Origin of the sequence: Paucibacter sp. M5-1, from assembly GCF_027498415.2 — a bacterium.
Lineage (GTDB): Bacteria > Pseudomonadota > Gammaproteobacteria > Burkholderiales > Burkholderiaceae_C > Roseateles_E.
Window position 1 is genome coordinate 4,984,306 of the sequence record NZ_JAPZLM020000001.1, and the last position, 22,142, is coordinate 5,006,447.

A 22,142-nucleotide genomic window follows, 5' to 3' on the forward strand; every position below is an offset into this window, starting at 1 on the left:
CAATCAGGACTTCTGGGGCGGGGTGGGGTCTGCCTCGACGGGCTGAGTGCGATTGAGCTCGTCGTGCAATTCGTCGATCGCGCGGCGCAGTACCTCGAATTCAGCTTCCTTGCGCTGCAGAAAGTCTCGGGTTATCCGTGCCTTCTCGACAAGTCCTGCTGGCGTGAGTAGATAGCTATACGCCAGCTTGCGATCGCTGCGCTCGAAATTACGCATCTTCACCAGCCCTTTGCTCAGCAATGCCTGCAGAAGGTAGTGCGTCTTGCCCAAGCTAATGCCCAATCGGCTGGAGAGTGCCCGTTGCGAAATGTGCGGGTCCTGCTCCAAGGCGCGCAACACCATCAAGCGAGCGTCGTCAACATCCGGATCGGGTGGCTCGGTAGGCGCATGGGGGGAGGCGGTTGAGGACATGTGTTCAATGCTTGAACGCTTAGTCTAGCATGCCGATTCCCCCTTGGTAGGCCAGGGCCCCCCTGCCGTCTGTGAAGAATGTGTGGATGGGTTGTTTGCTGCGCAATCAGCGGTTGCTTGATCGCCAAAGATGGCGGCCTGAGATGTGAACGGTCAGCAGCAGTGCAACAATCATCGCTGTCGCCAGCGCGATTGAGGCGCGCTTGGGCTTGCTCTTCCATTCGGGGACAAGCGCCGAATCGACCACCTGAATGTTGTTGTCCTCGAGGCTTTCCTCTAGCCGAGCCGCTTCAAACTGGCGGGCGATCTGCTCGAATAGCGCCTCTTGGTACTTGAACTCGCGGTACTTGCTGACATAGTCCGGACCATGAGTCGGGTTGGACTTCTGTTCCAGCGTTCGCAATTGCGCGCGCAGCGCGCTGGCGGTGGCTGCCAAATGCGTCAGCTCGGGCGATTTGTCGGCGAGAGCGCTCCGCAAGCCGTTCAGCCGCACTTCAGTCGTCGTCAACTCGGCTCTGATGCGAGCGTACTCTTCGGCTGCAGCCTTGGGCTCTGCGTGTAATGCGGCCTGACTGAAGCCGGTGGCTTGCAGCGAGGTTTGTGCCTCGGTCAGGCGGACTTTCGTGCGCTCAAGCTGCTGTTCAAAGAAGGCACGCTTGCGCCGTGCCTCCGTCAGCGACATTGAGGCGGTCATTGTGCGCAACTCGTCAACGTACTGGTTGGCCATCTGGGCGGCGCGCTGCGGATCGAGGTCATCGACCTCAATCGAAATCAGTCCGTCCTTCTTGTTGAAGGCTATCCGGGAGCGGGACTTGAGCACGTCGCGCGCCTCGAAACGGAGTCGCACCTGGTACAGGTCCTGCAGCTTGAATCGGTCGATCAGTTTGTCGGCGACCGTCTGGCTCTGCAACAGCGACACGTACATATCGCCAGAGCCTTTGGCGCCGCCAGCGCCGGCCAGGCTGGCGAGCGATCCCAGCGAGGAATTCAGCGCCGCGGATAGCCCTCCGCCGCCTTGTGGCGGCAGGAAGGTGGTGCGGGCGGTGAACTGTGGCGCCATCAGATAGGTCGCGCCGAGTGCTAGTGCGCCTGCTGCTATCGGTACCAGAATCAGGCGCCGCCAGTGACGGATCAGTTCTCCTAGCAGTTCGGTCAGATCAATGCTGGCAGGGGGCGGGGTTGCGTCCACCAGTGCGCCTTGGGAAGTCGGCTGCGTCATGATTAGTTCTTGATGGTCTTCAGGGCGGCTGCGCCCAGGCCGAATTGATAGAGGATTTGCGTCCACTCCTTGGCCTCTTGTACAAAAGTGGTCTTGTTCAATTCCTCAGGCACAAACACGGTATCGCCGGGTAAGGCGGGTAGGGTGCTCAATGCAGTGTCGAAACTTATCCAGCCTCCGCGAGATTGTCTGGCGCTGACTACGCTGCCATTGGCTCTTAGCACGAAGATGCTGCCGGTGTCAGCGCCGCGTGTTGGGCCTCCAGCCAGCCGAACAATGTCGTCGACGGAGCTTCCATCCTTGAGCAGGTAGCTGCCTCCGTTGAAGACGCTGCCGAACACGCCGACCGTATTGGGGCGTGCGGGAATCAGGAGTCGATCTCCTTCTTCGATAGCTAGATCCGGTAGGGATGTTGCGGCGGCGTCCAGTTGCAACACGATCCGCCCAGTAGGTTTGACAGCGCGCAAGCGTTCGATCAGGCGAATGGACCCGCTGGCTCGCGTGGCTTGTGCTGTTGCCTCGTCGGCCGTCAGGGCTTTTTGGGTCGATCCGCTTCGCGTGAACTCGGTTTCAAGGTCGCGCAGTGCTCGCTCATAGTTCTCTTGTTGTGAAACGCGTACGCTTTCCCGTGTGAATTCGGTGCCGAAGACATAAGCCTGGGGTGTCAGTCCGCCAGCGGCCCTGATTACATCGCTGACACCGCTGCTGGGGGGTAGCACATACTCACCGGGGCGAGCGACTTCTCCCTCGATGCGCACCCGCTTGAATTGCTTGTGCTGCGGCAATGTCGTGTTGACGCTGCTGAAGACGCGCAAGACATCGCCGTTGCTCAGCCGCAGGCTTGATTCGGCAGGCATACCCAGTTCGACGACGCGGCGGTCATTGCGCTCATTCAAGCGCTCTAGCGTGACGCGGGAGCGATCGGCCACCGGGTTGAAGCCACCGGCCATTGCGAGTACATCTGTGATTGTTTCGTTTGGCTTGAGTTCGGCGATCACCGACTTGTTAACACTTCCAAGAATGGCCACTTGGGCGCCGACCGGCCCGATATGCACGACATCCTCGGCTTGCAAGGGGATGTCGGCGGACTTGTTGCCCTTGAGTAGCAGGTCGTACATATCGAACTGCGAGACGGTTTTGTTGGCGCGGCGAAGTTCGATCTGTCGGAAGCTGCCGGCCGCCGAGGGGCCGCCGGCCTTCATCAGCGCGCTGACCAGTGTGGAAAGGCTGCTGACGGTGTAGGCGCCGGGGCGCGGTGTGAAGCCGGTGACGTAGACACGGATGCCGCGCAGGCGGCCCAAGGAGGCGCTGACCTGGAAATTGCGGAAGACCTGGCCGACGCGACTGCTGATCACGCTGTTGAGATCAGCGTAGCGGATGCCGGCGACCAGGATGGGGCCGACGCGTGGGATCACGATGCGCCCACCGCGATCCACCGTAAGGCGCAGGTCGGCGTCCACCGAGCCCCAGATCGACACCTGCAGTTCGTCGCCCACGCCGATCTGGTACTCGGGCGGGATTTGCCGTGAGCTCTCCGAGCCAGGCAAGCTCGATTCGTCTGCGTTGAACTCGTCGCTGGTCTCGTTCATCAACTCGGCACCGAGGCGGTGGATCAGCAGTTCCTTGTCCTCGGGCTCCTGGCTCTGCATCGGCGCAGGGGCGGGCTCCCAGCCAAGCAAACGATTGACGTACAACTCGAACTCGCCTGGCTTATAGCGGCGGGTGCTGCGCTCCTTGAGCGCCGAGTACTGTCGACTCCTGTTGCCTGCATTGCTGTTGTCGCCTTGTGCTCGTGATGTCGTCAGACGTACGGGCCCACCGGCATCGGATGCGTCGTTCCTGTCGTTGAGCACGGCCGTATGGGCTGAGGCCATGGCCAATCCGCCCAGCACAGCGATCAATAGGGCGCGCACTTGCGGCTTGGGGGCGTTCGTTGTGAGCTTCATCGAGTGGGCTGTGGTGGCGCTAGGGGCGCGATCATTCATAAACTGTTTCCGAGGCCAGGGCCAGATGCTGTCAGGCAAGGCCGTCGGCGCGCCATTCTAAGGGTGTCGCATTGGGTGCTCGGGCGGCTTGTGACTGTTGCGCTCTGGTTACACTGCCGCGCATGTCGTATTTATTGATTCCGTTCTTTGTGGCGACCATCGTGACGCTGTTCATCGTCCGGTCGTCGGCCACACATGGGCATATCTCGGCGGACGATGATCTGTCGGGCCCGCAAAAATTTCATGCGCGCCCTGTGCCTCGGATCGGCGGCGTCGGCATCTTTGTCGGCATGGCGGCCTGCGTCGCGGTCATGTGGGCGATGGATCATGCCTATGCCCGTTTGGGTCTGCTGCTGCTGCTGTGCGGCTTGCCTGCCTTTCTTGCCGGCTTGGTCGAGGACCTGACCAAGCGGGTCTCGCCGGCCAAGCGGCTCGCTGCTACCGCCGTGTCGGCGGCCCTGGGGGGCTGGTTGCTGCAGGCTTTGATCACACGCACCGGCCTTCCAGGGCTAGACTGGGTGGTGGCCACGTCTGTCGGCGCAATGATCGTGACGGTTTTCACGGTGGCCGGCGTAGCGAACTCGGTGAACATCATCGATGGCTTCAATGGCCTGTCGTCGATGTGCGTCAGCCTGATGCTTTTGTGCTTTGCCTATGTGGCCTATCAGGTCGGCGATGCCGAGCTGGCGATGTGGGCGCTGGCCGGCGTGGGGGCAGTCCTGGGGTTCTTCGTCTGGAACTACCCGGCCGGGTTGATCTTTCTCGGCGATGGCGGGGCCTATTTCATGGGCTTCTTGCTGGCCGAGTTGGGTATTTTGCTGGTGGCGCGCCATCCCGAGGTGTCGCCGCTGTTTGCCTTGATGGTGTGCATTTATCCGGTATTCGAAACCTTGTTCTCGATCTACCGCCGCCGTGTCCTGCGCGCCACGCCGCCGGGCCTGCCGGACGGCATCCATCTGCACTCCTTGGTCTACCGCCGGCTGATGCGTTGGGCGGTGGGTGTGAAGGATGCCAGTGCGATGACCCGGCGCAACTCGATGACCGCGCCTTATCTGTGGATGCTTTGCGTGGCCTCCCTGGTTCCGGCCCTGTTGTTCTGGGATTCGACGCCGGCGCTCGCGGTGTGCCTGGTGCTTTTCGGCGTGACTTATGTGGGTTTGTACTGGCGCATCGTGCGTTTTCGTACCCCGCGTTGGCTGGTCCTGCGTGGGGAGGGGCGGCGTAAGGCACGGGGGCGTCCTGTGCCCCCTGCCGAGGGCAAACCCGACTGATGATCGCGCATGGCGGATAATCAGGGGATGAATGACACCCAAATCCCCGAAGTTGCTCCCGAACCTATTCCGGCGCGCTTCGACACCCTTCCCCTGGATCCCAAGCTCCTGCGCGCCGTCGCCGACTCCGGCTACACCAGCATGACACCGATCCAGGCCAAGGCGATTCCTATCGTTTTGGAGGGCAGGGACGTGATGGGCGCGGCCCAGACCGGCACCGGCAAGACGGCTGCGTTCTCTATACCTCTGCTGCAGCGCATGCTCAAGCACGAGAACGCCAGCGCTTCGCCAGCCCGCCATCCGGTGCGTGCCCTGGTGCTGGCGCCGACGCGCGAGTTGGCCGACCAGGTGGCCAACAATGTCAAGGCCTACTCCAAGCACACCAATCTGCGTGCGGCGGTGGTGTTCGGCGGCATCGATATGAAGCCGCAAACGCTGCAGCTCAAGGCCGGGGTCGAGGTGTTGATCGCGACGCCTGGGCGTCTGCTGGACCATATCGAGGCCAAGAATTGCGTGCTCAACCAGGTCGAGTATGTGGTGCTGGACGAGGCGGATCGCATGCTGGACATCGGTTTCCTGCCGGATCTGCAGCGCATCCTGAGTTTCCTGCCCAAGACCCGCCAGACCCTGCTGTTCTCAGCCACTTTCTCGCCCGAGATCAAGCGCTTGGCCGAGAGCTATCTGCAGTCGCCGATCCTGGTTGAGGTCGCACGCCCGAATGCGACCGCCACCAATGTCGAGCAGCTGTTTTACAGCGTTGCCGACGAGGACAAGCGCGCGGCGGTGCTGAAGGTGCTGAAGGATCGCGAGATACGCCAGGCCATCGTCTTTGTGAACTCCAAGCTTGGCTGCGCCCGTCTGGCGCGCTCCTTCGAGCGCGACGGGCTGCGCACCAATGCCCTGCATGGTGACAAGTCGCAGGATGAGCGTCTGAAGGCGCTGGACGCGTTCAAGCGTGGCGAGGTCGATGTGCTGGTGTGCACCGATGTCGCGGCGCGTGGTCTGGACATCGCCGACCTGCCGGCGGTGTTCAACTTCGATGTGCCCTTCAATGCCGAGGACTATGTGCACCGCATCGGTCGCACCGGTCGTGCGGGCGCCTCGGGCATTGCGGTGACCCTGGTCAACAAGTCCGATGCCCGCCTGGTGGCCGACATCGAGAAGCTGATCAAGCGCAAGATCGACCTGGACGCGATCGAGCTGGAAGAGGAGCGGCCGCGCCGCCCTGTGCGTACCGAGCGCCCTGAGCGCAGCGAACGCGATGATCGCCCGGCCGCGCCGCGCTCGGACTACGCTGCTGCGCCCCGTCCTGCGCACCGCCCGTCTTCGCGCGATCCCTTCTTCGACAAGCCTTACGAGCCCAGCGCCAGCACCGAATCGCCGTCTTGGGAGAAGACCACGCCCGCTGCGGGCATGGGTAGCGGCAAGGGCTTGTCGCCCTATATCAAGCCGAAGAAGCGGGTCGCCGCGCTGTTTGGCGCCAAGCCGGCACAGTCGGCCACTGCCGACTCCTGAGCCCTCAGCCGGCCAGCAAGGCAAACACGGCCGGTACCTTGTCCGGCAGGCTTTGTGGCTTGGCCCGCCATTGCGCCGCTGTGGCGCTGCGGGTCCAGCCCTGGGCCAGGCTCAAGCCGCAGCTGACTGACAGCCGTGTTTGTGGCTTCAGCTGGGTCAGCAGGGCTTGCAGCAGGGCCTCGTTGCGGTAGGGTGTCTCGATCATCAGCTGTGTTTGCTGCTGACGCAGCGACAGCGCCTCCAGCTCGCGGATCCGCGCGCTGCGCGCTGCCGCGTCGACCGGCAGATAGCCGACGAAGGCGAAACTCTGGCCATTCAGCCCACTGGCCGCCAGCGCCAGCAGCAGCGAACTCGGGCCGCTCAGTGGTACCACCTCAATGCCTTCGGCATGGGCGGCCGCCACCAGATGGGCGCCGGGGTCTGCGATCGCCGGCAGGCCGGCTTCCGAGATCAGGCCGACATCATGGCCGGCGTGTGTTGGCGCCAGCAACTCGCTCCAGGCCTTGCTTTGGTCGCCTGCGGTTTTGCCGGCTGTCTGGCCCTTCGGTGGCCGCGGCAGCTCGGTGATCTGCAGACTCTGCAAGGGCTGAGTCAACGGTGTGACGGCATCCACCCGCTTCAGGAAGGCGCGGGTGGTCTTGGCGTTCTCCGCCGCCCAGTAGCCCAGCCGCGCTGCGATCTGAATGGCATGCAGCGGCAGCACCGCCTGGAGATCGACCTCTGCGTCGGCGACGCCAAAGTCCAGGGTGTTGGGCACCAGATAGAGTTTGCCGCTCATGCCGAGGCTCCGGTCAGCAGCTCGATGCCGGCCTGGCGCAAAAGCCGGCAGGTGCGTATCAAGGGCAGGCCGATCAGGGCTGTCGGGTCGTCGGACTCAATGCTGCTCAGCAGCGCGATGCCCAGGCCCTCGGCCTTGGCGCTGCCGGCGCAGTCATAGGGCTGTTCGGCGCGCAGATAGTTCTCGATCTCCGCTTCGCTGAGTGTGCGAAAGCGCACCCGTACCGGGGCCAGGTCTTGCGCGGCGAAATCCTGCGCGGCGCAGACGACGGCCAGCGCCGTGTGAAAAACCACCTGCTGGCCACTCATGGCCTGCAGCTGATCTCGCGCGCGCTCATGGGTGCCGGGCTTGCCCAGGGCCTGACCGTGCAGATCGGCCACCTGATCGGAGCCGATCACGATGGCCTCAGGGTGCTGTCGGGCCACGGCCTGCGCCTTGGCCAAGGCCAGCCGTGTTGCCAGCGCTGCCGGCGCTTCGCCGGGCAAAGCTGTCTCATCGATGTCGGGGCTGACGACATCAAACGGAATGCGCAGGCGGTGCAGCAATTCCTGGCGATAGGGGGAGCTGGAGCCGAGAATCAGTCGGCGCTCGTGGGTGTCTGGGATGGGCATGCTCGCGATTTTCCCATTGCCGCGCCTCGTACACTTGCGCCATGACTATCCGTTCCAGCTCCAAGCCCGCGCGCGAACTCGATCCGCGCAAACTGGATGTCGCCGCTTTTGCGCGCGACGCCGCCAGCCTGCAGGGGCAATGGCCGGCTGCCGAGCTCATCCGGCTGGCCGATGCCGCCGCGCCCGAGGCGCCGGCCAGCGGCTGGCCGGACGTGCAATGGTCGGCGCGCGGCGAGCAGCGCAAGCCGCGCGGCAGTGAGCCGCAGACCTGGCTGTATCTGGAGGCCTCGGCGAACACGGCGCTGACTTGCCAGCGTTGCTTGCAGCCGGTTCATGAGGCCATCCAGTTCGAGCGTTGGTTCCGCTTCGCGCGTGATGAGAGCGAAGCCGCCAGCCTGGATGCAGAGAGCGAGGAGGATGTGCTGGCATTGCCGCGCAGCCTGGATCTGCGCGAGCTGGTCGAGGATGAGCTCCTGCTGGATTTGCCGCTTGTCCCCCGTCACGAGGTCTGCCCGCAAGCGCTCCCCTTGCCTTCGGATGATGCCGAGCAGGCGGAGCAGGAGGAGCGGCCGAATCCGTTTGCCGTGCTGGCGGCACTGAAGAAGAAGTGATGGCTAAGCAGCGCTTGGGAGAAATCTCTGGTGCGTGCTAGAATCGCGGGCTTTCCCGGTTCAGGGGTCATTTGCGCATGGCAGGGGCCTGTGCTTGGCGCGTGGTGCGCATGACAAGAACGAACCGGGGCATCGGAAGTGAGCGGAAGCTGGGCAGCGGTAAGCAGGCTTGAACAAGTCTGGCCTGCAAGCCTTCCATCACCGCAGCTCTAGGAGAATTTTCATGGCCGTTCAGCAAAACAAGAAGTCGCCTTCCAAGCGTGGCATGCACCGCTCGCACAATGCTCTGGTCAATCCGGGCACCGCGATCGAGCCGACCACCGGCGAAGTGCATCTGCGTCACCACATCAGCCCGACCGGCTTCTATCGTGGCCGCAAGGTCCTGAAGACCAAGGCTGACGCCTAAATCGGCTTGTGCCGCCGGCCCTGAGCCGCGGCGCCCGAACAGGTGATAAGCGCAAAACCCGGCCTGTTTCGTGCAGTGCCGGGTTTTTGTGTTGGTGTGTGGCCTTGTCGTCCCGGGTGCGCCCGCTTGTCCGCAGGCCTGGGCTCGCGTAAGGTCGGCACATTCGCAGCAAGGGCCTGAGGCCTGCTGTCATACCTCCTCCTGCCTCGATGTTCCCAACTGATTCAAGCGCTGGTGCGCCCCTTCGCCTGGCCGTCGACTGCATGGGCGGCGACCATGGCCCTTCGGTGACGCTGCCGGCTTGCCGGGCGTTCCTGGACAAGCATCCCGAGGCCGAGTTGCTGTTGGTCGGGCGCCCCGAGGCGCTGGCCGCTGCCGCGCAATGGCCGCGCTGTCATCTGGTGGCGGCCAGCGAGGTGGTCAGCATGGACGATCCTGTCGAAGTGGCCTTGCGCCGCAAGAAGGATTCGTCGATGCGCGTGGCGATCAACCAGCTCAAGGCCGTTGACGGCGCCGCGCCGCGAGCCCAGGCCTGCGTCTCGGCCGGCAATACCGGCGCCTTGATGGCGGTGGCCCGCTATCTGCTGAAGACGCTGGAGGGCATCGACCGCCCGGCCATCGCCACCGTGATGCCCAACCAGACCGGTCGCTACACAACCGTGCTGGACCTGGGGGCCAATGTCGATTGCACGGCCGATCACCTGCTGCAGTTCGCGGTGATGGGCTCGGCCCTTGTGGCGGCGGTCGAGGGTCGCGAAGAGCCGACCGTGGGCCTGCTCAATATCGGCGAAGAGGTGATCAAGGGCAGCGAGACGATCAAGCGCGCCGGAGAGTTGCTGCGTCAGGCCGATGCCGCTGGCCAGCTGAACTTCTACGGCAATGTCGAAGGCAATGACATCTTCAAGGGCACGACCGATCTGGTGGTCTGCGACGGCTTTGTCGGCAATGTCGCGCTGAAGACGGCCGAGGGTCTGGCGACCATGATCTCGACCATCATCAAGGAAGAGTTTGGCCGCAATTGGCTGACGAAGGCGGCTGCAGTGCTGGCGATGCCGGTGCTCAAGCGCTTCAAGGGCCGCGTCGATCATCGCCGCTTCAACGGCGCGGCGCTGCTGGGCCTGCGCGGCCTGGTGTTCAAGAGCCATGGTTCGGCCGATGCCTACGCCTTCGAGCAGGCCTTGAACCGGGCGTATGATGCCGCCCGCAACCGGTTGTTGGACCGGGTTCATGATCGCATCATCGCCACGCTGCAGGCCATGCCGGCCGCTGCCCAGGGCGATGCAGGAGACAAGGTGGCCGACGCCGCCCAAGCCGCATGACAACTCCCTCATCGAAGCCACGATTTGCCCGCATTCTCGGCACGGGCAGCTATCTGCCCCCGAAGCGTCTGTCCAATGCCGACCTCGCGGCCCAGCTGGCACGCGACGGCATCGAGACCTCCAATGAATGGATTGTCGAGCGCACCGGCATCCATGCGCGGCACTTTGCCGACGACGGTGTGGCGGCCAGCGACCTGGCCCTGCCGGCCGCCCGCGCGGCGCTGGAATCGGCCGGTGTGGCCGCCGACGAGATCGACCTGATCATCGTCGCGACCTCGACGCCGGACATGGTATTCCCGTCCACCGCCGCCCTGTTGCAGCACAAGCTGGGTGTGGCCGGCTGCGCCGCTTTCGATGTGCAGGCCGTCTGCTCGGGCTTTGTCTACGCGCTGACGGTGGCTGATTCGATGATCAAGACTGGCGCTGCCAGCAAGGCCCTGGTCATCGGCGCCGAGGTGTTCTCGCGCATTCTCGATTTCAAGGACCGCACGACCTGTGTGCTGTTTGGTGACGGCGCCGGTGCCGTGGTGCTGGGTGCCAGCGAAGAGCCGGGTATTCTGGCGTCGGAGCTGCACGCCGATGGCCGCCATGCCGGCATCCTGTGCGTGCCGGGCACCGTGGCCGGTGGCCAGGTGCTGGGCGATCCGCTGCTGAAGATGGATGGCCAGGCGGTGTTCAAGCTGGCCGTCGGCGTGCTGGAGAAAGTGGCACGCTCGGTGCTGGAGAAGGCTGGCCGTAGCGAGGCCGATATCGATTGGCTGATCCCGCATCAGGCCAATATCCGCATCATGCAGGGCACGGCCAAGAAGCTGAAGATGCCGCTGGACAAGCTGATCGTCACCGTCGACGAGCACGGCAACACCTCGGCCGCCTCGATTCCGCTGGCGCTCGATGTGGCGGTGCGCAGCGGCAAGGTCAAGCGCGGCGACACCGTGATGCTGGAAGGGGTGGGCGGCGGCTTCACCTGGGGCGCGGTGCTGCTGGATTTCTGACGAGAGAGAAGAAACAAGATTGCTATGAGCGCAAAGTTTGCATTCGTGTTCCCGGGCCAGGGCTCGCAGGCCGTTGGCATGCTGGACGCCTGGGGTGATCATCCTGAGGTGCTGCGCACGCTGGCCGAGGCTTCGGCCGCGCTGGGCGAGGACATCGGCGCCCTGATCAAGGCCGGCCCGAAGGAGCAGTTGGACCTGACGACCAACACCCAGCCGGTGATGCTGACCGCCGGCATCGCCTGCTACCGAGCCTGGATTGCCGAAACCGGCCTGCTGCCCGCTGCGGCCGCCGGGCATTCGCTGGGCGAGTACACCGCCCTGGTGGCCTCCGGTGCTCTGAGTCTGGCCGATGCGCTGCCGCTGGTGCGCTTCCGTGCCCAGGCCATGCAGGAAGCCGTGCCGGTGGGCGTCGGCGCCATGTACGCCATTCTGGGCCTGGACGGCGAGGCCGTGCGCGCCGGCTGCCTGCAGGTGGCGGCCGAGACCGGCGAGGTGATCGAGGCGGTGAACTTCAATGATCCCAAGCAGACGGTGATTGCCGGCAGCAAGGCCGGTGCCGAAAAGGCCGCCGAGGCGCTGAAGGCTCTGGGGGCCAAGCGTGCGCTGCCGCTGCCGGTGTCGGCACCCTTCCACTCCAGCCTGATGAAGCCGGCGGCCGAGCGCCTGCGCGAGCAACTGGCCGCAGTGAATTTCTTGCCCCAAGCCTTCCCGGTGATCAACAACATCGATGTGGCCGTCACCGACAGCGCTGATGCGCTGCGCGATGCGCTGTACCGTCAGGCCTTTGGCCCGGTGCGCTGGGTCGAGGTGGTGCAGGCGCTGAAGGCGCGCGGCCTGAACATCCTCATCGAATGCGGCCCCGGCAAGGTGCTGGCCGGCATGGCCAAGCGCATCGATGCCGACATCACCAGCACCACGGTGCTGGACCCGGCCTCGCTGGCCGAAGCCAAGAACCTGCTGTCCTGAACCCATGAGCGATACCCGACAAACAGCCCTGGTCACCGGCGCCAGCCGCGGCATCGGCCGCGCGATTGCGCTGCATCTGGCGAGCCAAGGCTTCACTGTGATCGGCACGGCCACCAGCGAAGCCGGCGCCGCCGCCATCGGCGAGGCCCTGGCGCCGCTTGGCGGTCGCGGCCTGGTGCTGAACGTCAATGATGCCGCCGCCTGCGAGGCGGCGGTCGATGCCATCGTCAAGACCGATGGTGGCCTGCAGGTGCTGGTCAACAATGCCGGCATCACCCGCGACACCTTGTCCATGCGCATGAAGGACGAGGACTGGGACGCGGTGCTGGACACCAACTTGAAAGCCGTGTTTCGCATGAGCCGCGCGGTGATGCGCACCATGATGAAGCAGCGCTATGGCCGCATCATCAACATCACCTCGGTGGTCGGCGCATCTGGCAATGCCGGCCAGGCCAATTACGCGGCGGCCAAGGCCGGCGTTGCGGGCATGACCCGTTCGCTGGCCCGCGAGCTGGGCAGCCGTGGTATCACCGTCAACTGCGTGGCGCCCGGTTTCATCGCCACCGACATGACCGAAGTCCTGCCCGAGGCCCAGAAAGCCGCGCTGCTGGCGCAGATCCCGGTGGGGCGCCTGGGCGCACCCGAGGAGATCGCCGCCGCCGTCGCATTTCTGGCCTCAGCCCAAGCCGCCTACATTACGGGCAGCGAACTGCATGTCAACGGAGGCATGTTCATGAATTGAGGTGGGTGTTTCAGACACCCACCCACCGGATTTGCCCGGCCGGTGAAGGACCGCTGGACGTGATGTCTTGCCTTGACTTAGGCGCGTCACCCTAGAGGCCTTAGAATCCCGGGCTGTTCCTAGCAAACCCCTCCTGGAGGAGTCATGAGCGATATCGAAGCACGTGTCAAGAAAATCATCGCCGAGCAACTCGGCGTGCCTGAGTCCGATGTGTCCAACGAGAAGGCCTTTGTGGCCGACCTGGGCGCTGACTCGCTCGACACCGTGGAATTGGTGATGGCCCTCGAAGACGAGTTCGGCATCGAAATCCCCGATGAAGAAGCCGAGAAGATCACCACCGTGCAGCTGGCGATCGACTACGCCGTCAAGCACCAGAAGGCCTGAGCCTCGCGCTCCGGCATTTCCTTAACTGATCCCCGTACCGCATGAGCCGTCGTCGTGTCGTTGTTACCGGACTTGGTCTGATCAGCCCCGTGGGCAACACGGTGGCTGAAGGCTGGGCCAATATCCTGGCCGGCCAGTCCGGTGTTGACCGCATCACCCGTTTCGATGCCTCGGCCTTTGCCTGCCAGTTCGCTGGCGAGGTGAAGGGCTTCAATGTCGGAGACTACATCTCCAGCAAGGAAGCGCGGACGATGGACACCTTCATCCATTACGGATTGGCGGCGTCCATCCAGGCGGTGCAGGACGCGGGCCTGCCCACGGGCGATCAGTTGACGGAAGAGCAGGCCGAGCGTATCGGCGTGCTGGTGGGCTCCGGTATCGGTGGCCTGCCGATGATTGAAGAGACCCACGCGGAATTGACGAATCGCGGCCCGCGCCGCATTTCGCCGTTCTTCGTGCCGGCCTCCATCATCAATATGATTTCCGGCCATGTCTCGATCAAGTTCGGCTTCCAAGGCCCGAATCTGGCGATCGTGACGGCCTGCACCACCGGTCTGCACGCCATCGGCGAGGCCGGCCGGCTGATCGAATACGGCGATGCCGATGTGATGATCGCCGGCGGTGCCGAGTCTACCGTGTCGCCACTGGGCGTTGGTGGCTTCGCCGCAGCGCGCGCGCTGTCGACCCGCAACGATGACCCGAAGACCGCGTCCCGCCCCTGGGACAAGGATAGAGACGGCTTTGTGCTGGGCGAGGGCGGCGGTGTGCTGGTGCTCGAAGAGTATGAGCATGCCAAGAAGCGCGGCGCCAAGATCTACTGCGAGCTGGCTGGTTTCGGCATGGGTGCGGATGCGTATCACATGACCGCGCCGAATGTGGATGGCCCCAAGCGCTCGATGCGGGCGGCCCTGCGCAACGCCGGACTCAACCCCGATCAGATCCAGTACATGAATGCTCACGGCACCTCGACGCCGCTGGGTGATGTGAACGAGACGAATGCCATCAAGCTGGCCTTCGGCGATCACGCCAAGCAGATGGTGATCAGCTCGACCAAGTCCATGACCGGCCATCTGCTGGGCGGAGCCGGGGGCATCGAGTCGGTGTTCACCGCGCTGGCCGTGCACAACCAGGTGGCTCCCCCCACCATCAATATCTTCAACCAGGATCCCGAGTGCGACCTGGACTACTGCGCCAATGAGGCGCGGCCGATGAAGATCGACTACGCCGCGAAGAACAACTTCGGCTTCGGCGGCACCAACGGCACGCTGATCTTCAAGCGCGTCTGAGGCCGGGGCCATGCCGGCCCAGCGCCAGGCGAGCGCATTCCAGATCACCATAGGGCCCGATCGGGCCTGGCGAGCGTTGATGGCCGCGCTGGCGGTGCTGGCCGGCGGCGCCTTGCTGGCCGCGCTGATGAGCCAGTCCGGGCTGGGCGTGCCCGTCGTTCCTCGGCTGGGTTGGCTTTTGCTTGGCGCGCTGCTATTGCCCGGCGCCGGCTGGTTGGGCTGGCATTGCAGCCGCACACGGCCCGCGAACTTGCGCTGGGACGCTCAGCAATGGTGGCTTGACGAGACGCCGGTGCGCCCCCGGGTGGTGATCGATCTGGGGGCCTGGCTGCTGCTGCGCCTGACCGTGCGCTCGCGCCTGCCTCGCTACCTGCCGCTGGCGCGCACGAGTTGTGCCGCGCAATGGCCCCAGCTGCGGGCGACCCTCTACTCGGCACGCACCGCCCCGAGTCCCGAGCCATGAGCGAGCCAGATCCCGACCGGCTGCTGGTCGAGCGCGTGCAGCGCGGCGACGTCAAGGCCTTCGAAATGCTGGTGCTCAAGTACCAGCGGCGCATCGAGCGCCTGATCGCGCGCATGGTGCGCGATGTCGATCTGGTGGCCGATATCGCGCAGGAGACTTTCCTGCGCGCCTACCGCGCCCTGCCGGGTTTTCGGGGGGAGAGCGCCTTCTACACCTGGTTGCACCGCATCGCGGTCAATAGTGCGAAGAAGGCCCTGGTCCAGCTCCGGCGTGACCCGCTGCTCAGCGAGGCATCCCTCAAGTCGGGGGATGAGGACGAGGAAACTTTTGCCGTCGACAGCGTACTAAGTGATGGCGCAACGCCCGAGTCGCTGCTGTCCAGCAAGGAGTTGGGCACGGCGGTGAATGCGGCCGTCGATGCGCTGCCGGACGAATTCAGGCAGGCCTTGCTGCTGCGCGAGGTCGAAGGCTTGAGCTATGACGAGATCGCGAGCCTGATGGGCTGCCCGGCGGGCACGGTCAGGTCGCGCATCTACCGGGCCCGCGAGGCGGTCGCTGCGCGCTTGCGGCCGCTGTTGGGCACTCGCGAGGGCGAGCGTTGGTGAAATAAGCTTGAAGATGGAGTGTGCGATGCGAAGTTCCGAACCCCGGCCTGAGAGTCAGCGCCCGCTCGGTCCGGCCCTGTCGGCGCTGGCCGATGGCGAGGCCGATGCCGCCGAGACCAGCGCGCTGCTGCGCGCCTGGCCCGAGCAAGGCCTGCGCGAGCAATGGCAGACCTATCAGTTGATCGGGGACAGCCTGCGCTCGGCCGAGCTGGCGCATGACATCGGCCGTGGCCAGGACCTGCTGGCCCGCTTGCGGCCGCAGCTGCTGGCCGAGCCGCGCATCGTCGCACCGCAGGCCCGGGCGCAGCGCTGGCTGGCGCCCGCCGCCGTGGCCGCCGGCTTCGTTGCATTGGCGGCCGGTCTGACGAACCTGCCGATGTTTCTTCCTGCGCCACCGACCGAGGTGCTGGCGGCCGCGCCGTCCGCCAGGCCAGCGCTGGTGCCGGCACCCGCCCTGTCTTTTGCTCAATCGGCCGGACTTGCCGGCGATGCGCTGCTGATGGAGCCGCTGCCCGAGCCGGCCGTGACTAAAGTCAATGGTCCCGCGCCGCATCCATAGTGGCCTGACCCGAATGGCCTGACAAGAGCTGCCGTCTTGCGGCAAGATCACGAAAACCTCGACCAAGCGACCGAACGGCGCTTGTGTCATCCTCACCCGTCCGAAAGCCCACCCTCCCTCATCATGCAAACAAGCTCTGATCCCCGTCATGCCCTGTCGCGCTGGTCTGCCGCGCTGCTGTCAGCGGTCGTCCTCTCGCTCGGCCTGGGTCTGAGCGTGGCGCCCCGGCAGGCCTCGGCACAGGCGCGTGAGCTGCCCGATTTCGCCGAGCTGGTGGAACGCTCGGCACCTTCGGTGGTCAATATCCGCACCTCGGAGCGCGTGCGCCGGGCGGCCGGCACGCCGGAGATGGATGAGCAGATGCTGGAGTTTCTGCGCCGCTTTGGCATCCCCCTGCCCAATCAGCGTCCCGGCACGCCGCGTGGCGGCGAAGAGGACGAGCAGCCGCAGCGCCGCGGTGTCGGCTCCGGTTTCATTCTCAGCGCCGACGGTCTGGTGATGACCAATGCGCATGTGGTGGATGGTGCCGACGAGGTCTGGGTCACCTTGCCCGACAAACGCGAGTTCAAGGCCAAGCTCATCGGCACCGATGCTCGCACCGATGTCGCGGTGGTCAAGATTGAGGCGGCCGGTCTGCCGGCGGTCAAGATCGGCGATGTGAACCGGCTGCGTGTCGGCGAATGGGTGCTGGCCATAGGCTCGCCCTTTGGCTTTGACAGCACGGTGACGGCCGGCATCGTCAGCGCCAAGGCGCGCGACACCGGCGACTTCCTGCGCTTCATCCAGACCGATGTGGCCATCAATCCGGGCAATTCGGGCGGCCCCTTGCTGAATATGCGCGGCGAGGTGATAGGCATCAACTCGCAGATCTACAGCCGCTCGGGCGGCTTCATGGGCATCTCGTTCGCGATCCCGATCGACGAGGCCATCCGCGTCTCCGATCAGTTGCGCAGCGCGGGCCGGGTGATACGCGGGCGTATCGGCGTGCAGCCCACCGATGTCAGCAAGGAGGTGGCCGAGGCCATCGGCCTGGGCAAGCCGCAGGGTGCGCTGGTGCAGAACATCGTCGAGGACAGCCCGGCCGAGAAGGCTGGGCTGGAGGGCGGCGATGTGATCGTCAAGTTCGACGGCAAGGCGGTCGAGAAGGCCAGCGATCTGCGTCGCGTGGTCGGTGCCACCAAGCCCGGCAGCAAGGTCACGATGCAGGTGTTCCGTCGCGGCGCCTACAAGGATCTCAGCATCACGGTGGCCGAGTTGGAGGATGACAGCCCGCGCCGCGCCGCCGAGCCCAGCGCCAAGCCCACGCCGACCCTGGGGCTGACCGTGGTCGAGCTGACCGAGGCCCAGAAGCGCGAGCTGAAGCTGCGCAACGGCGTGCGCGTCGAGGCGGTCGAGGGAGCGGCGGCGCGTGCCGGTCTGCGTGAGGGCGATCTGATCCTGTCTGTGGACAACACCGAGATCAGCAGCGTCAAGCAGTTCCAGGCGGTGGTCGCCAAGCTGGAGAAGGCCAAGCAGATCACCATGCTGGTGCGTCGGGGCAGCGCGGTCAACTTCGTGCTGGTCAAACCCGGTCGTTAAGCCTGCAGCCGCTGACCCGGCGCCCGACAGCGGCGCCGGGTCTTTCCACTTCGTGGAATTGCAGCAGGGCTTCTTGTGTGGAATTCATGGGTTGGCGCTTGCTAACTTTTCTGGCCTGAGGCTCGATTGCGGGGCTGGTCAGATAGAATCAAGCCTTGTCCGGCGGGCTTTGTGCGCGCCGCACAATGCAAACGGGAGCCGGCTCAAACTATCCCCAGGCCATCCACAGCATCTTGTGGATAAGCTGTTGATAATTTGATGTTGGCGGACCGCAACGGCAGCAAATCCGGGGACGCCGCGGTTTTCAGCCGGGGGCTTTTGGCTACAATGAAAGCCCAACAAGCAGTTGCCATAAGTTTTGTTGGAAGGCGCGTCACCGTTTCGACGTGCCTTTTTTTTATGTCCGGCACGGCCCTCGCGGGCCTTCAAATCGCTTCGCGATATGAGCCTTCCATGCAACGGCTGCGCCGTTGAAGCTTCGGCCGCTCGAGGCCGAGATTGAGTCCATGAACCACATCCGCAATTTCTCCATCATCGCCCACATCGACCACGGCAAGAGCACGCTGGCGGATCGCATCATTCAACGTTGCGGGGGGCTCTCGGACCGGGAGATGGAGGCGCAGGTGCTGGACTCGATGGACATCGAGCGCGAGCGTGGCATCACGATCAAGGCCCAGACCGCGGCGCTGCAGTACACGGCCAAGGACGGCAAGACCTATAACCTGAACCTGATCGACACGCCCGGGCATGTGGACTTCTCCTACGAGGTCAGCCGCTCGCTGTCGGCCTGCGAGGGCGCGCTGCTGGTGGTCGATGCCAGCCAGGGCGTCGAGGCGCAGACGGTGGCCAACTGCTACACCGCGCTGGATCTGGGTGTCGAGGTGGTGCCGGTGCTCAACAAGATGGATCTGCCCAGCGCCGATCCCGACAACGCCAAGGCCGAGATCGAGGATGTGATCGGCATCGACGCGACCGACGCGATTCCCTGCAGCGCCAAGACCGGCATGGGCATCGACGAGATCATCGAGGCGGTGATTGCGCGCATGCCGCCGCCCAAGGGTGTGGTCGAGGCGCCGCTGCGCGCGATGATCATCGACAGCTGGTACGACGCCTATGTGGGCGTCGTGATGCTGGTGCGGGTGGTCGACGGCACGCTCAAGAAGGGCGAGCGCATCCGCATGATGGCGTCGAACGCGGTCTACCCGGCCGAGCACCTGGGCGTGTTCGCGCCCAAGTCGGAGAAGCGCGAGCAGCTCAACGCCGGCGAGGTGGGTTTCGTCATCGCCGGCATCAAGGAGCTGCAGGCGGCCAAGGTGGGCGACACCATCACGCTGGAAAAGAAGCTGCCGAACAATCTCGGCCCGGCCGAGCAGGCCTTGCCCGGCTTCAAGGAGATCCAGCCCCAGGTCTTTGCCGGCCTGTATCCGACCGAGGCCAGCGAGTACGACCAGCTGCGCGACGCGCTGGAGAAGCTCAAGCTCAACGACTCCTCGCTGCGCTACGAGCCCGAGGTCAGCCAGGCGCTGGGCTTTGGTTTCCGCTGCGGCTTCCTGGGCCTGCTGCATATGGAGATCGTGCAGGAGCGGCTGGAGCGCGAGTTCGACCAGGACCTGATCACCACCGCGCCCAGCGTGGTCTACGAGGTGCTGCTCAATGACGGCACGGTGATCGAGGTCGAGAACCCGTCCAAGATGCCTGACCTGGGTCTGCTGCAGGAGATCCGCGAGCCCATCGTCACCGTGCACCTGTACATGCCGCAGGACTATGTCGGCCCGGTGATGACCTTGGCCAACCAGAAGCGCGGCAACCAGATCAATATGGCCTACCACGGCCGCCAGGTCATGCTGACCTACGAGATGCCGCTGGCCGAGATCGTGCTGGACTTCTTCGACAAGCTGAAGTCGGTCTCGCGCGGCTATGCCTCGATGGACTACGAGTTCAAGGAGTACCGCGCCTCCGACGTCGTCAAGGTCGACATCCTGATCAACGGCGACAAGGTCGACGCGCTGTCCATCATCGTGCACCGGGTGCAGAGCCAGTTCCGCGGCCGCGGCGTGGCCGCCAAGATGCGCGAGCACATCCCGCGCCAGATGTATGACGTGGTCATCCAGGCGGCCATAGGCTCCAACATCATCGCCCGCGAGAACATCAAGGCGATGCGCAAGAACGTGCTGGCAAAATGCTACGGCGGCGACATCAGCCGCAAACGCAAGCTGCTCGAAAAGCAGAAGGCCGGCAAGAAGCGCATGAAGCAGATCGGCTCGGTCGAGGTGCCGCAAGAAGCCTTCCTGGCCATTCTCCAAGTTGAAGACTGATTACTTAGAAGCGACCGACGATCAATGAGTGCTCTGACCGGAATTCTCTATGCCGCCCTGATCGCCTATCTGGGCGGCTGGTACACCGGCTACTGGAGTGGCAACTTCGCGCTGCTGCTCTTCATCCTGACCAGCGTGACGATGGCCTATTGGCTGGCCGAGCGCTTTCATTTCCAGCCCGCGCGCGAGCGTGCGGCGGCCCAGTTGCTGGAAGCCGACGCGCAGCGCCGCGAGAAGCTGGCCGGCCAGGGCATCACCCGGGTCGACAGCGATGTGAGCAGCGCACGCGAGGCCGTGCTGCGCCAGCCCTGGTGGCTGGACTGGACCGCCGGCCTGTTCCCGGTGATCCTGATGGTGTTCCTGCTGCGCTCCTTCCTGTTCGAGCCCTTCAAGATCCCGTCCGGCTCGATGGTGCCGACCCTGCTGGTGGGTGACCTGATCCTGGTCAACAAGTTCCATTACGGCGTGCGCCTGCCGGTGCTGAACAAGAAGATCATCGCCAACAACGACGTGAAGCGCGGCGATGTGATGGTGTTCCGCTACCCCGAGGACACCAGCCTGGACTTCATCAAGCGCGTCGCGGCCATCCCCGGCGACGAGGTCAGCTACCTGAACCAGAAGCTCTATATCAACGGCCAGCTGGCCCCGGTTCAGCCCCAGGGCGATTACTACGACGAGGACAGCCTGGCCTATCGCGCGCGCTTCATGGAAAAGCTCGGCGACAAGGAGCACCAGATCCTGGTCGATACCAAGCGCTCGCCGCTGTTCCGGGCCGACCGCCGCGATGGTCCGTTCCCGTTCCAGGACAACTGCAAGTACAGCCCCGAGGGCGTGACTTGCAAGGTGCCGGCCGGCCACTACTACGTGCTGGGCGATAACCGCGACAACTCGCGCGATTCGCGCTTCTGGGGCTTTGTGCCGGACGAAAACATCGTCGGCAAGGCCTTTGTGGTTTGGATGAATTTCGGTAACCTCAAGCGCGTCGGCACCTCGTTCTGAGGCGTCGCGGCCAGAACCACAACGACTAGGGTAGAAGATCGATGCGCCAGCCAGCCACAAGAAATCAGCAACGCGGTATCAGCCTGTTCGGCCTGTTGTTCTGGGGCGTTTTGATCGCTTGCACGGCCGTGGTCGGCATGCGGGTGTTTCCCAGCGTGCTGGAGTACTACACGATACAGGGCGTGATCACCCGCATTGCCAAGGGCAATCCGGCCACCGTGCCGGCGGTGCGCCAGGAGTTCGACCGCATCAAGCAGGTCGAGTACTCGATCGTCAGCATCAGCGGCTCGGACCTGGTGGTCAGCAAGGACAATGACAGGGTGCAGATCAGCTTCTCCTACGAGAAGGAGATCGAGCTGGCCGGCCCCGCCTTCCTGCTGCTGAAGTACCAGGGCCAGTCGAAGTAAGGCAGAGCTCGCGCATGAACCCGACCCACCAGTCATTGCAGCAACGCCTGGGCTACCACTTCGCCGAAGTGGGTCTGCTCGCACGCGCGCTGACGCACCGCAGCTTTGGCGCCGACCATAACGAGCGCCTGGAGTTCCTCGGCGACGCGGTGCTGAGCCTGGCCGTTTCCAGCCTGCTGTACGAGCGTTTTGCCGGTTCAGACGAGGGCGATCTGACCCGCGTGCGCGCGCATCTGGTGCGCGAGGACAGCCTGCACAAGCTGGCCGTCCAGCTGGGCCTGCCGGCGGTGCTCCGCATGTCCGAGGGCGAGGCCAAGGGCGGCGGCGCGCAGCGCCCGTCGATCCTGGCCGATGCGCTGGAAGCGGTGATCGGCGCGGCTTTTGTCGATGGCGGCTACCCGGCCGCGCTGGAGGTGGTGCGTGGCCTGTTTGGCGAGTTGATCGCGAACTCGGGCACCGACAACTGGGGCAAGGACGCGAAGACGGCCTTGCAGGAATGGCTGCAGGCGCGCCGCCTGGCCGTGCCGACCTACCGCATCACCGAAACCCGCGGCCAGGCCCATGCGCAGACCTTCGAGGTCGAGTGCGCCGTGCCCGCGCTGAGCCTGGCCAAGCGTGGCGAAGGGCGTTCGCGCCGCGTCGCCGAACAAGATGCCGCCCGTCGACTGCTCGACGAACTGATTGCCCGCGACAAGCCAGGCTCTGGCTTGCGCGACTAAG

Annotated in this window: 23 protein-coding genes; 18 read left to right on the plus strand and 5 right to left on the minus strand. The window is 64.6% G+C overall.

Annotated features, from left to right (window positions below):
• Nucleotides 1-3: 3 nt before the first annotated feature.
• The 3 genes from O5M90_RS23710 to O5M90_RS23720 form a co-directional block, all read right to left on the minus strand.
• A complete protein-coding gene (locus O5M90_RS23710) occupies nt 4-411 on the minus strand; it encodes a MarR family EPS-associated transcriptional regulator (RefSeq protein WP_440402381.1) in 408 nt (135 codons plus the stop codon).
• A gap of 106 nt (nt 412-517) precedes the next feature.
• Nucleotides 518-1,630, minus strand: coding sequence for a Wzz/FepE/Etk N-terminal domain-containing protein (locus O5M90_RS23715; protein ID WP_269837849.1), 1,113 nt, complete (start codon nt 1,628-1,630; stop codon nt 518-520).
• 2 nt (nt 1,631-1,632) lie between these two features.
• Nucleotides 1,633-3,576 carry an SLBB domain-containing protein gene (locus O5M90_RS23720; protein WP_269837848.1) on the minus strand — a complete coding sequence of 648 codons (1,944 nt, stop codon included), beginning with the start codon at nt 3,574-3,576 and terminating at the stop codon, nt 1,633-1,635.
• Between the two features lie 161 nt (nt 3,577-3,737).
• On the opposite strand from O5M90_RS23720, the gene O5M90_RS23725 reads away from it, so the two are divergent.
• Together O5M90_RS23725 and O5M90_RS23730 are read left to right on the plus strand one after the other, a co-directional pair.
• Complete coding sequence (locus O5M90_RS23725) at nt 3,738-4,886, plus strand: MraY family glycosyltransferase (RefSeq protein ID WP_269837847.1); 1,149 nt, start codon at nt 3,738-3,740, stop codon at nt 4,884-4,886.
• Nucleotides 4,887-4,913: 27 nt separating this feature from the next.
• Nucleotides 4,914-6,401, plus strand: coding sequence for a DEAD/DEAH box helicase (locus tag O5M90_RS23730; RefSeq protein ID WP_269837846.1), 1,488 nt, complete (start codon nt 4,914-4,916; stop codon nt 6,399-6,401).
• Between the two features lie 4 nt (nt 6,402-6,405).
• On the opposite strand, the gene O5M90_RS23735 is transcribed toward O5M90_RS23730, so the two are convergent.
• Nucleotides 6,406-7,179, minus strand: a complete 774-nt coding sequence (locus tag O5M90_RS23735) for an SAM-dependent methyltransferase (RefSeq protein ID WP_269837845.1) — start codon at nt 7,177-7,179, stop codon at nt 6,406-6,408.
• Nucleotides 7,176-7,790 (minus strand): Maf family nucleotide pyrophosphatase, encoded by a 615-nt coding sequence (locus O5M90_RS23740; protein WP_269837844.1) that lies wholly within the window; start codon nt 7,788-7,790, stop codon nt 7,176-7,178. The genes O5M90_RS23735 and O5M90_RS23740 overlap by 4 nt, the downstream gene beginning before the upstream one ends.
• A gap of 41 nt (nt 7,791-7,831) precedes the next feature.
• On the opposite strand from O5M90_RS23740, the gene O5M90_RS23745 reads away from it, so the two are divergent.
• From O5M90_RS23745 to rnc, 16 genes are all read left to right on the plus strand, one after another.
• Nucleotides 7,832-8,401, plus strand: coding sequence for a YceD family protein (locus tag O5M90_RS23745; protein WP_269837843.1), 570 nt, complete (start codon nt 7,832-7,834; stop codon nt 8,399-8,401).
• Nucleotides 8,402-8,624: 223 nt separating this feature from the next.
• Nucleotides 8,625-8,807, plus strand: a complete 183-nt coding sequence (gene rpmF, locus O5M90_RS23750) for a 50S ribosomal protein L32 (RefSeq protein WP_137943039.1) — start codon at nt 8,625-8,627, stop codon at nt 8,805-8,807.
• A 209-nt stretch (nt 8,808-9,016) separates the two neighbouring features.
• Nucleotides 9,017-10,126, plus strand: coding sequence for a phosphate acyltransferase PlsX (gene plsX, locus O5M90_RS23755; protein WP_137943038.1), 1,110 nt, complete (start codon nt 9,017-9,019; stop codon nt 10,124-10,126).
• Nucleotides 10,123-11,118, plus strand: a complete 996-nt coding sequence (locus O5M90_RS23760) for a beta-ketoacyl-ACP synthase III (protein ID WP_137943037.1) — start codon at nt 10,123-10,125, stop codon at nt 11,116-11,118. Before plsX ends, O5M90_RS23760 begins: the two co-directional genes overlap by 4 nt.
• A gap of 24 nt (nt 11,119-11,142) precedes the next feature.
• Nucleotides 11,143-12,084 carry an ACP S-malonyltransferase gene (gene fabD, locus O5M90_RS23765; protein ID WP_269837842.1) on the plus strand — a complete coding sequence of 314 codons (942 nt, stop codon included), beginning with the start codon at nt 11,143-11,145 and terminating at the stop codon, nt 12,082-12,084.
• 4 nt (nt 12,085-12,088) lie between these two features.
• Nucleotides 12,089-12,826, plus strand: coding sequence for a 3-oxoacyl-ACP reductase FabG (fabG, locus tag O5M90_RS23770; protein ID WP_269837841.1), 738 nt, complete (start codon nt 12,089-12,091; stop codon nt 12,824-12,826).
• 144 nt (nt 12,827-12,970) lie between these two features.
• Nucleotides 12,971-13,210: an acyl carrier protein gene (acpP, locus tag O5M90_RS23775; RefSeq protein WP_137943034.1), complete on the plus strand. Its 240-nt coding sequence runs from the start codon at nt 12,971-12,973 to the stop codon at nt 13,208-13,210.
• Nucleotides 13,211-13,251: 41 nt separating this feature from the next.
• Nucleotides 13,252-14,496 (plus strand): beta-ketoacyl-ACP synthase II, encoded by a 1,245-nt coding sequence (gene fabF / locus O5M90_RS23780; RefSeq protein WP_269837840.1) that lies wholly within the window; start codon nt 13,252-13,254, stop codon nt 14,494-14,496.
• Between the two features lie 10 nt (nt 14,497-14,506).
• Nucleotides 14,507-14,959 (plus strand): hypothetical protein, encoded by a 453-nt coding sequence (locus O5M90_RS23785; RefSeq protein WP_269837839.1) that lies wholly within the window; start codon nt 14,507-14,509, stop codon nt 14,957-14,959.
• Entirely contained in the window at nt 14,956-15,564 is a 609-nt protein-coding gene (gene rpoE, locus O5M90_RS23790; RefSeq protein ID WP_137943031.1) for an RNA polymerase sigma factor RpoE, read from the plus strand. The genes O5M90_RS23785 and rpoE overlap by 4 nt, the downstream gene beginning before the upstream one ends.
• A gap of 25 nt (nt 15,565-15,589) precedes the next feature.
• Nucleotides 15,590-16,123: a sigma-E factor negative regulatory protein gene (locus tag O5M90_RS23795; RefSeq protein WP_269837838.1), complete on the plus strand. Its 534-nt coding sequence runs from the start codon at nt 15,590-15,592 to the stop codon at nt 16,121-16,123.
• Nucleotides 16,124-16,246: 123 nt separating this feature from the next.
• Nucleotides 16,247-17,701 carry a DegQ family serine endoprotease gene (locus O5M90_RS23800; protein ID WP_262971111.1) on the plus strand — a complete coding sequence of 485 codons (1,455 nt, stop codon included), beginning with the start codon at nt 16,247-16,249 and terminating at the stop codon, nt 17,699-17,701.
• A 506-nt stretch (nt 17,702-18,207) separates the two neighbouring features.
• Nucleotides 18,208-20,016 (plus strand): translation elongation factor 4, encoded by a 1,809-nt coding sequence (gene lepA, locus O5M90_RS23805; protein ID WP_137943028.1) that lies wholly within the window; start codon nt 18,208-18,210, stop codon nt 20,014-20,016.
• 24 nt (nt 20,017-20,040) lie between these two features.
• Nucleotides 20,041-21,015, plus strand: a complete 975-nt coding sequence (gene lepB / locus O5M90_RS23810; RefSeq protein ID WP_269837837.1) for a signal peptidase I — start codon at nt 20,041-20,043, stop codon at nt 21,013-21,015.
• Nucleotides 21,016-21,056: 41 nt separating this feature from the next.
• A complete protein-coding gene (locus O5M90_RS23815; RefSeq protein WP_262971110.1) occupies nt 21,057-21,422 on the plus strand; it encodes a DUF4845 domain-containing protein in 366 nt (121 codons plus the stop codon).
• Between the two features lie 14 nt (nt 21,423-21,436).
• Complete coding sequence (rnc, locus tag O5M90_RS23820) at nt 21,437-22,141, plus strand: ribonuclease III (RefSeq protein WP_262971109.1); 705 nt, start codon at nt 21,437-21,439, stop codon at nt 22,139-22,141.
• Nucleotide 22,142 lies beyond the last annotated feature (1 nt).